This is a genomic window from Paenibacillus sp. J2L1-98 (assembly GCF_056269405.1).
Genome location: NZ_JBWDNW010000003.1, coordinates 107,142 through 121,983, shown reverse-complemented (window position 1 = coordinate 121,983; position 14,842 = coordinate 107,142). Strand labels below are relative to the sequence as shown.

11 protein-coding genes are annotated in these 14,842 nt (G+C 48.9%); 3 read left to right on the top strand and 8 right to left on the bottom strand.

Going from position 1 to position 14,842, the window contains the following annotated elements; all coding sequences use genetic code 11:
* Positions 1–29 precede the first annotated feature (29 nt).
* The 6 genes from AC0YNZ_RS08840 to gltB form a co-directional block, all read right to left on the bottom strand.
* Entirely contained in the window at positions 30–824 is a 795-nt protein-coding gene (locus AC0YNZ_RS08840; protein ID WP_475826263.1) for an ABC transporter permease, read from the bottom strand.
* On the bottom strand, positions 817–1,737 hold the full coding sequence (locus tag AC0YNZ_RS08835; RefSeq protein ID WP_475826262.1) for an ABC transporter ATP-binding protein: 921 nt from the start codon (positions 1,735–1,737) through the stop codon (positions 817–819). Before AC0YNZ_RS08835 ends, AC0YNZ_RS08840 begins: the two co-directional genes overlap by 8 nt.
* A 452-nt stretch (positions 1,738–2,189) precedes the next feature.
* Positions 2,190–2,648 carry a S24/S26 family peptidase gene (locus AC0YNZ_RS08830; RefSeq protein ID WP_475826261.1) on the bottom strand — a complete coding sequence of 153 codons (459 nt, stop codon included), beginning with the start codon at positions 2,646–2,648 and terminating at the stop codon, positions 2,190–2,192.
* Between the two features lie 11 nt (positions 2,649–2,659).
* Positions 2,660–4,039, bottom strand: coding sequence for a sugar phosphate nucleotidyltransferase (locus AC0YNZ_RS08825; protein ID WP_475826260.1), 1,380 nt, complete (start codon positions 4,037–4,039; stop codon positions 2,660–2,662).
* A gap of 62 nt (positions 4,040–4,101) precedes the next feature.
* Positions 4,102–4,542: a PilZ domain-containing protein gene (locus AC0YNZ_RS08820; RefSeq protein WP_475826259.1), complete on the bottom strand. Its 441-nt coding sequence runs from the start codon at positions 4,540–4,542 to the stop codon at positions 4,102–4,104.
* Between the two features lie 402 nt (positions 4,543–4,944).
* Positions 4,945–9,549: a glutamate synthase large subunit gene (gene gltB / locus AC0YNZ_RS08815; RefSeq protein WP_475826258.1), complete on the bottom strand. Its 4,605-nt coding sequence runs from the start codon at positions 9,547–9,549 to the stop codon at positions 4,945–4,947.
* 427 nt (positions 9,550–9,976) lie between these two features.
* On the opposite strand from gltB, the gene AC0YNZ_RS08810 reads away from it, so the two are divergent.
* Positions 9,977–11,320 (top strand): SGNH/GDSL hydrolase family protein, encoded by a 1,344-nt coding sequence (locus AC0YNZ_RS08810; protein WP_475826257.1) that lies wholly within the window; start codon positions 9,977–9,979, stop codon positions 11,318–11,320.
* A gap of 7 nt (positions 11,321–11,327) precedes the next feature.
* On the opposite strand, the gene kapB is transcribed toward AC0YNZ_RS08810, so the two are convergent.
* On the bottom strand, positions 11,328–11,723 hold the full coding sequence (gene kapB / locus AC0YNZ_RS08805; protein WP_475826256.1) for a kinase-associated lipoprotein KapB: 396 nt from the start codon (positions 11,721–11,723) through the stop codon (positions 11,328–11,330).
* A 202-nt stretch (positions 11,724–11,925) separates the two neighbouring features.
* Between kapB and AC0YNZ_RS08800 the strand changes: the two genes are divergently transcribed.
* Together AC0YNZ_RS08800 and AC0YNZ_RS08795 are read left to right on the top strand one after the other, a co-directional pair.
* Positions 11,926–13,041, top strand: coding sequence for an MGDG synthase family glycosyltransferase (locus AC0YNZ_RS08800; RefSeq protein ID WP_475826255.1), 1,116 nt, complete (start codon positions 11,926–11,928; stop codon positions 13,039–13,041).
* An 84-nt stretch (positions 13,042–13,125) separates the two neighbouring features.
* A complete protein-coding gene (locus AC0YNZ_RS08795) occupies positions 13,126–14,541 on the top strand; it encodes an NAD-dependent malic enzyme (protein ID WP_475826254.1) in 1,416 nt (471 codons plus the stop codon).
* Here the strand turns inward: AC0YNZ_RS08795 and AC0YNZ_RS08790 are convergent.
* The gene (locus AC0YNZ_RS08790) at positions 14,526–14,837 is read right to left on the bottom strand and encodes a hypothetical protein (protein ID WP_475826253.1); all 312 of its coding nucleotides are present in this window, start codon (positions 14,835–14,837) and stop codon (positions 14,526–14,528) included. The genes AC0YNZ_RS08795 and AC0YNZ_RS08790 overlap by 16 nt on opposite strands.
* Between the last annotated feature and the right edge of the window lie 5 nt (positions 14,838–14,842).

Here is a 14,842-nt window from a genome sequence, read left to right as displayed (position 1 = left end):
GGAACGGCTTTTTGATAATATGAAGCTGCCTATGAGGCAACGTCGCGCTTATTGAAGCTATACCATGTTAAAGCGATGAAGATGATGTAATAAACGCCAAGCACGCCAAGCGAGTAGCCTAAGGTCATGCCTTGCCGCATCGGGTTGCCGTCTAAATATTGTGTCAGGTTCAAATGGATAAACAACAGATAATCGATCCATTTATAGTCCAGCATCGCAATGAGGCCGATAAAGCTGTTGATGCCGAGCAGAAGGAACAACGCCATCCCAATTGCAAGACCGCTGCTGCGGAACACGGTCGAGAGCATGAAAGCAAGCGTTACCGTCACGACAAGCGAAATTAAAGTTAAGCCATAATACTTCAACATGTAGGAAAGTGGATTTTCCCCTTCAGCTCCTACAAAGGTCGGCTTTATATCCGGCGATGCATTGATACCAAAGCAAATCCAATTCACAAGTAGGGTACTTGCGAACAATAGTATGGCGAGCAAGATAGCAAATATCATAATCGAAATATATTTGGACAACAATATTTTCGACCGCGACCATGGACGGATCAGCAGCAGCTTAATGGTACCGCTTGTAAACTCTTCCGCTACTCCGCCAGCAGCGATAACGACTGTAAAGATCGTTACAAGCAGAAACAAAATCGATGATTCCATAAATGCGACATCCCACATCGAGGTGTCCCGTCCACCGAAAATGAGCCATAATATCGAAATGGCTAATACTAGCACAACCATAATTGCTGACATCACCCATGTGCGGGGGCGACGGTAAATTTTCATATTCTCATTTTGAACAAGCGGCAAAAAATTACCCAATTCGTTCCCCTCCCGTCACTTCCAAAAATTGATCTTCAAGCGTTTTGACTTGTGCCCGAATGCCGTATACTTTAATTCCTGCTGATACAAGCGATGCATTAATCGCTGCTGTGTTTTCTTTGTCTGCTTCAACAGTGAGCGTGTTCTCACCCTCAAGCTCCCCTGATCTTCCAGCAGCCTGCAGTACTTCGAGCGCGCCCTGCGGGCGGTCGACTTCGATAACGACGCGGTTATTTACTTTAGCGGCATGCTCGCCGCGAATCGTCCTGACGTCAATCAGCTTACCGTTCTGGATAATGGCAACCCGGTCGCACATAAGCTCCATCTCGGATAACAAGTGACTCGACACGAATACGGCAATACCCTCCTCCTTGGAAAGCATGCGCAAGTAATCACGCAGCTCGCGTATGCCTGCAGGATCCAAACCGTTTGTAGGCTCGTCCAAAATAAGGAGCTGCGGTTTATGTAATATAGCCTGCGCTACGCCCAGCCGCTGCCGCATGCCAAGCGAGTAGGTTTTCACCTTATCGCGAATTCGCCCTTCTAGGCCTACTAGCTTAACGACCTCATGAACGCGATGCTCTGTAATACCTGGAATCATACGCGCATAATGAATTAAATTATCATATCCGCTCAAATATTTATACATTTCCGGATTTTCTACAATTGCTCCAACATGACGAATCGCTTTTTCATAATGCTTCGTGATGCTATGTCCGCCAATTGTTATTTCTCCGTCAGTAAGCGACATTAAGCCAACCATCATCCGAATCGTAGTCGTCTTGCCCGAGCCGTTAGGACCGAGGAAACCGAATACTTCTCCGAGAGATAAATCAAGTGTCAACCGGTCAATAATCGTTCTGTTACCGATTTTTTTAGTCACATTTTGCAATTTAACTATGGGCTGCTCCATGTCCAGTGTTCCTCCTCTAAAAATCCAAATCCTATTCATTATAAACGATCTAGGAAACAATTGGAAGTTTGCAAAAAATAACCTCTGCTCTACAGCTACACTGTAGGACAGAGGCTCTCATTATCATTCGTCCGATAAGGTTGTATAACATGTTCGGCAGCTTTCGCGTCTGCTCGAAGGAACATTTTATAGTCGTAGTTACTGGTCTTACCCGGCGATCCTGCTTTAGCATCCAGCTTATCCTGCTCCATGCTGCATGATAAGCAATAACCCATTGGATGCACTACTCGGAAAAATCCTGTTCGAAACAATATATCCGCCTCAGGACTGGAAACCATCTGTCCGCAACTAACACAATAAAAACGGTCCTCTGAACATTTCATCCGATAGATCGCTTCCTCTCTCTTCGTAATGAATGTCTCAACCTCTCGGGTAATTTGCGGGATGCTGCGTTAAATGGTAGATGCTCGATCATAACGCCGATTAGCCATCCACCTGGAAAATTTCGACCAGAACGGAATTTGAAGCACTGCTGCCTCCAATAAACGCGACCGCCAGTGACTCACATACAATACCTTTCCATCACGGTGAACAGCTTTCAATTTACCTATGATCTGGGAGTAAATAACGGGTTGTTGCGGTATATCGCATGTATCGCCCCGGAATGTATATGTTGCTGGCTGCTGTTCATCGTCAATATCAATCATGCGATAAAACAAAAGGTGTCCCTCATTCGTTTCAAACAAGCATACATCTCCGATCTGCAATTCCTCTTCACGCACTCGAACGAAAGTCGTCACATTCCCATCGCGCAATAAAGGAAACATCGCATCACCGTAGCAAGTAATATCGATTGAGCCTCGATTTTCAATGACCTTTGCGATAATGACAGCCAGCTCATTCCGGACCATAATCTATTCTCCTATGCCATATTTAGTTGGCTCGTAATCTCATCCCACGTCACTCCGAGCGTAATGACATCTTCCTCATTGATTTGTTTGCCGGTTTGCACCTCGATTAGCTCAAGATCCGTAACAGCACGTATACTGTGTCTGGAGCGTTCTGGAATGATAATTGCGTCACCCTGTTCAACAACGCGATACGCCTCGTCCAAGATCAGCAGCCCTTTTCCAGACAGAATCGTCCACACCTCTCTTCGTTTAAAATGCATTTGATAGCTGATATTCTGTCCTGCAGCAATAAAGACTCGCTTCGTGACGGTATGCAGTCCTGATGCCAGTACTGCTGAATCAATTACCTTCGAGTGTCCCCAGAGTCGCTCCTCATACTTAGGCCGCTCGTTCATAGACAGAAGCTTTGCATTTAGCACGGGACCGGCATCCTTGTTAGTCACAAGAATTCCATCCTGGCTTGCGGCAACAATCACATTATTTAAACCGATAATCGAGATAGGAATGTCGAGCTCATTAATAAGCTGAGACTGCTCGCTATCATCCGATACTTCGCCAACTCCCAACCGATCAAAGGATAATTCCTCCGACAACGTTTTCCAGGTCCCGAGATCCTTCCATTCCCCATCGTAGCATATGACTGATCGGGAAGACGTTTTTTGTGTGACTTCAGCTTCAAAGCTTGATTTCGGCATTTTACCGTACTGTTTGTATAACTCATCATAATGAATAGGCAGGCCGCGTTCCATAAGCATCGAGATCAAATAATCAAGCTGAAAGGCATAGATGCCGCTGTTCCATAATGCCCCGTTCTTAATTAACGATTCCGCTTCCGCCTCATGAGGCTTTTCCTTGAATGTGCGCACCTTGCGTTCATACATCACCTCATCGTCGCTATAAGGGCTTGCCATAGGAATGATATAGCCGTACTGCTCTGATGGAAAGCTAGGCCTTGTCCCAATCATCAGCATCTCCGACCGGCTTTCTCTGAACAGCTTAGGAAGCCCTCTTATACATGTAAAGAAATCACTACCAACATATGCGTCCACTGGCATAATAATGACCGTTTCGCTTAAAGATACACCGGCGATAGAATACAAATAGGCAGCAGCGAGCGCCACTGCCGGGAAGGTGTCACGTTGTTCAGGTTCAATAATGAGCGGTGCTTTTTCGCCCACTTGCCTCTGTAAGAGCTCTACCTGCTGACGACAGGTTGCAATGCGGGTATGCTCCTGTAAATCAGCTTCATCAAGCTGACGCCATAGCCGCTGCAGCATCGATTCCATGCCCCTCGGGCCTCCCAGCACCGATAAGTATTGCTTTGCACGATTGCTATTTGATAAGGGCCATAGTCTCTTCCCAGACCCGCCTGATAATAATATGATTTTCAAAGCTTGTCCCCCTTCATTCATGCGATTGCCAATCTGCTATTACCAATCTGCTATTGATTAGGCTAGCCGCTGTAATGCATACGCTTTTTATTTAATAATCTGCTGTATAAATAATGAATCTTTCGCTGCTGCGGCTGTCTTTCCAATATTTCTTGGTTCATCACACCTATAATTAATGAGCGAAGGGTATCTGAACATTCAAATCGCACGCCGTGAGCATATTGATTATCTTTCTTTGAATTCCAAACGATCCGGCCGCGAACAATAATTTGTACGTTCGAAATCGTCATTCGGAATTCAACGGAATAGTTTTGCTGTATGGGCAGCTTCAGCCCTGATAAAAAACATAAGCCGTTTTGACTTAAGTTAAGCAGGAGCACTGTAGTCGTCGAAGGTGTAAGCAGCTGTCCATCATTACTAATTAGCCTAAGCTCTGCCTTCACGCCTTCTGTGAAGCGAAGCCTGATGTGAGCGCGCGAGGCATCATTTGAATTCATAGCCATGCTCAATTCCTCCATCATACCTATTAGCAAAAATGATCGTATATTCTCATGTTTTGCAGCAGAAGCATCCAATGGTTACATTTCCATATTCATTTAAAACTAGCAATTGTTCTATGACAGGAGGAATTCGATGAGCATCGGCAGCCGACTTGCAGAATTGAGGGATAAGCGGAGATGAACGCAATATTCGACCGTCTTTTAACAGAATATTGATAAGAAAGTCTATTTTAACCTCATTATAACCGAGCCATCGGATGGAATATGTCGGTTGATGGGCGCGGCTTTTTTCTAATTTGGTGGCATTTTGTCGAAAAACAAAAGGGACTGTCGCCTGAAGTAGTTTATGCTACTTCAGGAACAGTCCCTTTATTGAAATATATGGTTAAATAAGCTTGGTTCTTATTACTTGCCGCCTGCGCGGGCAAGCTCTTTTTTGTTCGCTTCGAAGGCTGCAAGCAATGCAGCTTCGCCGACTAATCCGCTATCCTCGACCTTACGGATTTGCTCAAGCATACGCTTGTAATCCTTCGGAATAACTTTAACGAACTTCGAAAGCGATACATCCCAATCGTTTAATAAGCGGGAGGCAATTGCGCTCTCCGTATATTGAGCATGTGATTCAATCAAGCCGCGCAGCTCAGCAATATCCAGTGAATCCTCGAGACGCTCCAGCAGTACCATTTCCAAATTGCAATGGTTGTAGAAATCGCCTTTCTCATCATAGATATATGCGACGCCGCCGGACATACCAGCCGCAAAGTTTCGTCCCGTGTTACCGAGAATAACGACGCGTCCGCCAGTCATATATTCACAGCCGTGATCGCCCACGCCTTCTACAACAACGTTAGCTCCACTATTCCGTACAGCGAAGCGTTCACCAGCAGCACCGCGGATATAAGCTTGGCCGCTAGTTGCGCCATACAGCGCAGTGTTACCGATAATAACGTTATCCTCTGCAACGAAGGTTGCCTTCGGAGACGGTGCTACGATGATTTTGCCGCCCGATAAACCTTTTCCGACATAGTCATTCGAATCGCCTTCGATGGAAAGCGTAATTCCATTCGGCACGAATGCGCCAAAGCTTTGGCCAGCCGTTCCAACGAAATGGTAGGAAATCGTATCCTCAGGCAAACCAGCTGCACCGTATCGGCGAGTCACTTCACTGCCGAGAATCGTTCCGACAACACGGTTCGTGTTCAAGATCGGGAACGTACCGCGTACGCGTTCACCGTTCTCGAGCGCTGCTTGCGCAAGAGGAACGAGCTGCTGCATATCAAGCGATAGCTCAAGTCCGTGGTTTTGCTCTTGAACGTTATAGCGTACTGCATCGTGCGGAAGATCCGCTTCGTACAGCAAGCCTGAAAGATCGATGCCTTTCGCTTTGTAATGCTCGCGAAGCTGCTTTGTTTCCAAAATATCGACGCGGCCAACCATTTCTTGAATTGAACGGAAGCCAAGCTCTGCCATAATCTCACGCAGCTCTTCAGCAATGAAGCGCAGGTAGTTAACGACATGGCTAGGATCGCCCATAAATTTCTTACGCAATTCCGGATTTTGTGTTGCAACGCCTACCGGACATGTATCCAGTTGGCATACGCGCATCATGACACAGCCAAGCACGATGAGCGGAGCAGTCGAGAAGCCGTATTCTTCAGCTCCAAGCAGCACAGCAATCGCAACGTCGCGGCCATTCATCATTTTGCCATCCGTTTCAAGGACAACGCGGTCACGCAATTTGTTCAGCATTAGCGTTTGATGCGTTTCTGCAAGACCAAGCTCCCACGGCAGACCCGCGTGACGGATCGAGCCCATTGGAGAAGCTCCTGTTCCACCATCGTAGCCGCTGACCATAATGACGTCCGCACGGCCTTTTGCTACGCCGGTTGCAATTGTTCCTACGCCGACACCGGATACGAGCTTCACGTTGATGCGAGCGCGCGGGTTAGCATTTTTCAAGTCATGAACAAGCTCTGCCAAATCCTCGATCGAATAAATATCGTGATGCGGCGGAGGAGAGATGAGGCCTACGCCAGGCGTTGAACCACGAACCTCGGCTACCCAAGGATATACTTTAAGGCCAGGCAATTGTCCGCCTTCACCAGGCTTAGCGCCCTGAGCCATTTTAATTTGAATCTCGTCCGCATTAACCAGGTAGTTGCTCGTTACGCCGAAACGTCCGGATGCAACCTGCTTAATTGCGCTGCGTCTGGAATCTCCGTTCGCATCTGGAATGAAGCGTGCAGGATCTTCCCCGCCCTCGCCCGTATTCGACTTGCCGCCTAAACGGTTCATCGCAATAGCCAGACTCTCGTGCGCTTCCTTACTGATCGAACCAAACGACATCGCGCCGGTTTTGAACCGTTTAACGATCGATTCGATCGACTCAACTTCCTCAAGCGGCACAGATTGGCGGCCATCCTTGAATTGCAGCAAAGAACGAAGCGTCAGATGCTTCTTGTCTTCACCCTGAACGAGTGCCGAGAACTTCTTGTACAGCTTATAGTCGTTTGCGCGGGAAGCCATTTGCAGCGTATGAATCGTCTGCGGTGTGAACAAATGGTCTTCGCCGTCTTTACGCCACTGGTAGTCGCCGCCGGAGTCAAGCTCCTTCTCTCCGCCCTCTTGCTCAGCAAATGCGCGGTTATGGTGCTTAAGCGTTTCTTCAGCGATAACGTCAAGACCGATGCCGCCGATACGTGACGGCGTCCATGTGAAGTACTCGTTGATGACTTCCTCTTTCAAGCCGAGCGCTTCGAAAATTTGCGCGCCGCGGTAAGATTGAATGGTCGAGATACCCATTTTGGACAATATTTTGACAACGCCCTTAGTCGCTGCTTTGATAAAGTTTTTAACTGCTTTGTCATGCGAAATTCCGCGCAGCATGCCTTGACGAATCATATCGTCAAGCGTCTCGAAAGCAAGGTAAGGGTTAACCGCACTTACGCCGTAACCAAGCAGCAAAGCAAAGTGATGCACTTCACGCGGTTCGCCCGATTCAAGCAAGATAGCTACTTTCGTACGCGTGCCTTGACGGATCAGGTGATGATGCAAAGCCGATACCGCCAGCAGTGCCGGAATTGCTGCATTGTCCTTGTCGACGCCGCGGTCGGATAGAATAAGCAGATTATGTCCCTTCGCGATTACGCGATCAGCCGCTTCGCACATTTGTGTAAGCGCAGCGCGCAAGCCCGTTTCGCCTTCGTTCGCAGGGAAGAAGATCGGAAGCGTGATCGAACGGAATCCGGGACGGCGCACATGGCGCAGCTTAGCGAATTGCTCGTTAGATAAAATCGGCGTATCCAATTTGATATGACGACAGCTCTCCGGCTCAGGATTGAGCAAATTGCGCTCAGGACCAATGGTCGTGCCGGTCGATGTAATAATTTCTTCACGAATCGCATCAATCGGCGGATTCGTTACTTGAGCGAACAATTGCTTGAAGTAGTTGTACAAACGCTGCGGGCGTTCCGACAATACCGCAAGCGGAGCATCGTAGCCCATCGAAGCGATTGGCTCCGCGCCGCTGCCTGCCATTGGCTCAAGCACTTTGCGAACATCCTCATACGTGTAGCCGAATGCTTGCTGTCTCATTTGGACAGTAGCATGGTTCGGTTCCGGCAATTCCGGAGCTTCAGGCAGATCTTCCAAATCAACAAGATGCTCATTCAGCCATTCACGGTAAGGGTGCTCCGTCTCGATCTCTGCCTTCACTTCCTCGTCGGAGATGATACGGCCTTTCTCTGTATCAACAAGCAGCATGCGTCCTGGACGCAAGCGGTCTTTGTATAAAATATCTTCAGGCGGAATTACAACTGTTCCAGCCTCAGAGCCAAGAATAATATGATCGTCCTTCGTTACGTAGTAACGAGCCGGACGAAGACCATTGCGGTCAAGCACCGCACCGATTTTCACGCCGTCAGTAAAGCCGAGCGCAGCCGGTCCGTCCCACGGTTCCATCAGTGTGCTGTGGTATTCGTAGAACGCTTTGCGCTCGTCGCTCATGCTCTCGTGATTAGACCAAGGCTCCGGCACCATCATCATTGCAGCATGTGCCATGGAGCGGCCAGACAGGAACAAGAACTCAAGCGTGTTATCGAACATCGCTGTGTCGGAGCCGTCCGGATTAATGACAGGCTTGATTTTCTCGATGTCGTCGCCGAACAATTCCGTTGCGAACAACGTTTGACGGGCATGCATCCAGTTTACATTACCGCGAAGCGTGTTAATCTCGCCGTTGTGGATCATGTAGTGGAAAGGATGCGCGCGTTCCCAGCTCGGGAATGTGTTCGTACTGAAACGGGAGTGAACTAGCGCCATCGCCGATACAACCGACTCGTCATTTAGCTCGGTGTAGAATGAACGAACCTGCTCAGTCGTAAGCATCCCTTTGTAAACAATCTTTCTCGAGGATAAGCTCGAGAAGTAGAACATATTGCCGCCTTCTTTGCCGGCATAACGAATCGCAAGCTCTGCGCGCTTACGAATTACGTATAATTTGCGTTCAAATGCCATATTATCCTTCAGACTATCGTTCATTCCGATAAATAGCTGACGAACAAAAGGCTTCACAGCTAATGCGGATTCACCCAGCTTCTTGTCATTCGTCGGAACGGTACGCCATCCGATTACCGATTGGTTCTCCTCTTGAACGATCGCTTCCACTTCACGCTCAATTGCGATACGGGCAGCTTCATCCTGCGGCATGAAAATCATACCGACAGCATAATGGCCTTCCGCCGGAAGCTTGATTTCTTGCTTCTTTAATTCAGCTGCAAAAAATGCATGCGGAATTTGAAGCAAAATACCCGCTCCATCTCCTGTATTCGGTTCACTGCCTTGACCGCCGCGATGCTCCATATTCTCGAGCAGCATCAGCGCTTGGCGAATGACCTTATGTGATTTGATTCCCTTGATGTTGGCCACAAAGCCCATGCCGCAAGCATCTTTCTCGAACTGCGGATCATAGAGCCCCTGCTTCGGCGGCAATCCCAAAATATGTTCTTTCATTGTGTGCAACCTTTCTATGAGAAGATTTTTGGGTAAGCGTGAACGTGTTGAAAATAAGCACCGATGAATACGCATTACGCTTCATTTTTAACTTGTTTTATCATAGAATGGTAGTCAGCGAGGCGCATCGGCCTGCTCCTTGCCATTCATAAGCTAAACGGTCAGCGGCTCGGCTTGCGAGCGCCCCGCGTTTAATTGACCATATACCGGGCCTATACCGCGACATTGCGATTATTATATTATTTTAACATTAGGCCATAGCGGAATCAATTTAATATTTTCATAATTATTTGCACTATTTTACTACAATCGCATTTGTCCGTTAACTTCCGCCTTCGGAACGGCTTCCTTCTTGCTCCAAAACATAAGCATAGCATAAGAATGCGACCTATATTCCCTTATATATTATCAGAAGGATGTGTCCGTGTTGTATAGCAAGTTTAGGAAAGTACCGCTTCGCGCTTCTGCCTCTGCCCTAATCGCCTTACTGCTTATGTCCGGCTTCGCTCCTCCCCACACCATTAATCCCGGCGAAAAAAATTCAGAATTCGCCTATGCCGCTTCCGGAGTGGACAAAGCTATTGAAGAAATGAGCTACCAAATCGTCGCGGTTGGCGATTCCGTAACGGCCGGCTTCGAGCACGGCTTTACCGAGCAATCGATTCCTTATGGCTTTGTCGAGCATGTCTACGAGCAAGCACTCTTCCATGGACTTCGCGCGGAGTATGCCAATTACGGCGTGCTTGGCTTACGTACGACTGGCCTGAGGCGATGGATGGATGCGGCCGGTAAAGGAACCGGCGTGAAAAGCGCGGATATTCAGCGCAGCCTTCCTGATCCGCGGGCTGAGCGCATATTCGCCGAGACAAAGCTGCTGCGCTCCGCGTTAAGCCGTGCAGATCTGATCGTGATAACGATCGGCGGCAACGACATGTATTCCGTATTGGCGACGTTAGAGGCGGGCGCAGCTCAAGATCAGGCAGCAGCTGTGCAAGGCAGCGCCCTGAACACTTACGAAACGGAGCTCGAAGCTGCGCTTAGACTGATGCTGAGCCTGCAGCCGGATGCTGAGGTCGTAATCGCAGATCAATATTTGCCAATCCCTCAGCCAGTAAAGATCGGAGCCTTAACTTTCCCATTATACCCCGAAGCTGACCGATTGTTTCTGCAAAATAGCGTCAAGCAGCTTCGCGAGCGTCTCAATCAGGTAACAGAGCGTTTAACGAAGGATGGCTTACATGTAAAAATCGCAAACGTCGCTTCAATGTTTATTGATAAAGAAATCAGCTTTACTTCAATTGCTCAGGGAGATATCCATCCTAGCCGAGCCGGCTATGCGGCAATGGGGAAAGCCTTCGCGAAGGCCATTTGGGGCGATTACCTTGTAGTCAAGCCTAGAGAGAACGGGGTGCCCGTTTCGATTGTCGTCAAGGGCAAAGAGCTTGGTAATGCCAACATTCCGCTTCTTGTGCAGAATCAAACCTATGTGCCGCTAAGGAGCATCACGGATGCGATTGGCGCCACAATCAAGTGGAACGCCTCCACGCAAACCGCTACCGTGATGCTGCAGAATAGTACGGTCGGTATAACCGCCGGCGCTGCCTCTGTTAGCATTAACGGCGTATCTAAGCCGCTCGATGCGCCGCCTGCCTTCATTCATTCAGGCGGCAAAGCAAGCACGCTGTACGTCCCGCTAGCTGCTGTATCCGAAGGGCTGCAATTTCAGGTCATCTATCGCGATACGTTAAAAACCGTCTTTATCAACAATTAATATTACGCTACTTATACTCCTTCTGAAGCTGCTGCATTTGCTCAAGCCCTTTTGCAGCCCAACGCTGCAGCCGGTCGAGTGCAGCGATTTCCGCTTCAGCAGCAGCTCTTAACGAAGCGCTGTATTCAGGAATGGCGCCCGTATACGGCTTCACATCACGGATCAAAACAGTCGTTTTTTCCGTATAGCTGAGCGCGCGCCGCTCATGAAACATTGGCACGTCCGGATTATAGGGATTGTGCAGGTCGCCTTGCTCCGGATGTTTAAGTACAGAAAGCACCTTTACAAGCGCCCTCGGTCCATTCATTTCAATAAGTTCTCCTATATAATGACCCGAGCGCACTTCCGCTCGAACGTAATCCCCAATTTGCAAGCTCTGATCATCCTGATTTAATCGTTCCATTCGCTTCATCCTCACTTTTATTTTATTTTCCACTTGTAAAATTTATGTAAATATAGTTGACTCAAGGGAAACATATCATAATAATATGCTCATCTGTGTTTAAGGATAAATTATCCACCGCGTTATTCGCAACCCTATCGGATAAAACTTGTGTTAGTCGCACTTGCATCGTAATATGGAATTAGAAAAGTAGGTGGAATGAATGCGTAAGAAAAGAGTGCTGCTGCTCTCTGAAGGCTTTGGCTCCGGTCATACTCAAGCTGCCTATGCGCTCGCTGTCGGACTAAAGCAGTTATGTCCGGGGATTCAGACCCGCGTCATCGAGCTTGGTAAATTTCTTAATCCGGTGCTTGGTCCATGGATTATATCTGCATACCGCAAAACAGTAAGCAAACAGCCTAAGATGGTCGGTCTTATGTACCGCAGCAATTATAAAAAATCGTTTAACCGCTTTACGCAGCTTGCACTTCACCGTATGTTTTATACCCAAACATCTCAGGTAATATCCCAGCTGAAGCCAGATTTAATCGTGTGCACCCATCCTGCACCGAATGCGGTTGTCGCACGGCTCAAACGATTGGGACTGGACATGCCGTTATATACGTTGATTACTGACTACGATGCGCATGGATCATGGGTAAATCAGGAAGTCAACCGATACCTCGTTTCCAGCGAGCTCGTGAAGGACCGACTCGTAGAAAAAGGGGTTACGACTGACCGAATCGAAGTAACGGGTATACCTGTTCATCCGAATTTCTGGCATACATACGAGAAAGAAGAAGTAAGAAAGCAGTTTGACTTAAAAAATATGCCCACCGTACTCATTATGGGCGGCGGATGGGGAATTATGTACGAGGATAATGCCCTGGAGTATATGACCAAATGGCGGGAGAGCACTCAGCTCATTTACTGTGTCGGTTCTAATGAAAAAATGAAGGAAAAGATGCTTGCAGATCCGCTCTTTCAACATCCAAACATTCGCATTCTCGGCTTCACCCGTGAGGTCAACAAGCTGATGGACGCATCGGATTTACTCATTACGAAGCCGGGCGGCATGACCTGCACCGAGGGAATGAGCAAAGGAATTCCGATGCTGTTTTATGAGCCGATTCCCGGACAAGAAGAAGAGAACTGCGAATACTTCATAAGCAACGGCTTTGGCGAAATGCTCGACTCGAACGATACCGTCGACCGCTGGCTCTCGCTCATCCATGAGCCCTACGCCTCAGGCCAATTCAGGGACAGTCTGCTAACGAAACGAAACCAACAATACGACCCGACGAGTTGTCCGAACGCCGTCCTGCGACTGATGCAGTGACGGCGTTCTTTTTCCAAATAAGAATGAAGCATAAATTGTATACCCTTATCCAAATAGTATAACTGATGAAGGGAGCTGTTTATTATGAGTTCACACATGAGAGACGGGAAAACGATTATTTTGAGGTTGGAGATCGATACGAATCTCGCCCAGTTCGGACGCGCGGCTACGGCGATCGAGCAAGCGAAGGGCGACATCATCGCCATCGACGTCATACATACGGACAAAAACAAAAGCGTGCGTGACTTAACCGTCAAAATAGCCGAGCACGGCGCAGCCGAACGGCTGACTGCAGCTCTGAAATCATTGCCCGGAATTCGGTTAGTCAACATTTCCGACCGTACTTTCCTGCTTCATTTGGGCGGAAAAATTACGATCCAGCCTAAAACCCCGATCCAAAACCGCGACGACTTGTCGCGCGTGTATACGCCGGATGTCGCCAGAGTGTGCCAAGCCATTTCCGAAGAGCCCTCCAAAGCTTTTACGCTGACCGTAAAAAGGAATATGGTTGCAGTCGTTTCGGATGGCAGCGCCGTGCTCGGTCTAGGCAATATCGGCCCGTATGCGGCGATGCCGGTTATGGAAGGCAAAGCGATGCTGTTTAAGCAATTTGCCGAAGTAGACGCTTTTCCGATCTGCCTTGACACCCAGGATACGGAAGCGATAATTGCGACTGTCAAAAATCTCGCGCCTGCCTTCGGAGGCATAAATTTAGAGGACATCTCTGCGCCGCGCTGCTTCGAAATCGAGCAAAGGCTGCGGGAGGAGCTTGACATTCCCGTCTTTCATGACGATCAGCACGGAACGGCCGTCGTCTTGTATGCAGGCCTGCTTAATGCGCTTAAGCTGACTGGCCGCAGCCTGAAGGAGGCCCGTATCGTCATTTGCGGAATCGGCGCGGCGGGAACCGCTTGCACCAAAATGCTGCTTGCGGGGGGCGCTCAGCATATCGTCGGCGTGGACCGCGAAGGCATCTTGACCGCCGACCGCAGTTACGAAAATTCGATGTGGCAGTGGTACGCCGATCACACGAACGCAGAGCGGCGCAGCGGCGGATTGGCTGACGCTCTAAAAGGGGCGGATGTATTCATTGGCGTATCTGCAGGCGGCATATTGACGCGCGCCCACGTAGAGACGATGGCCACGGATCCGATTGTGTTTGCAATGGCTAACCCAGAGCCTGAAATACGGCCGGAGCTGGTAGAGGACATCGTGGCCGTCTTCGCAACGGGACGGTCCGACTACCCGAATCAAATCAATAATGTGCTTTGCTTCCCGGGCATTTTCCGCGGAGCCCTCGACAGCCGCGCTACTACGATTAATGAAGAGATGAAACTTGCAGCAGCTGAGGCCATCGCCTCCGTAATCAGCGATGAGGAGCTTAGCCCGATGTACATCATACCGAGCGTCTTCAACAGCAAAGTCGTAGAAGAGGTGCGACGCCGAGTAAGCCAAGCCGCCCAAAAAAGCGGTGTCTCGCGGCGTCAGACACGGGAGTAGGCTGGCAAGAGCAATTTACCAAAAAAGCCCTTAACGCTTCCTTTTGGAAGCGTAAGGGCTGCAAGTTTATCTCGGACTGCTTCGTATGTATCGCCTCCCGTTACGAATGAAAACTCGGGATCGCTCATCCGTAACCTGGCTGTATCGATCATCCGGTAACGATAACCAGCCTCCGTTGCCTGCCTGTCCGCCAGGCAGTGAAAGAACACGGCCCCGTTCTTCATCCTGAACGACAGAAGCGCCCGCATGCAGTTCAGCGCTGCCTTCGCTATTAGTAGGATAGTCGCTGTTCGCAACGGAT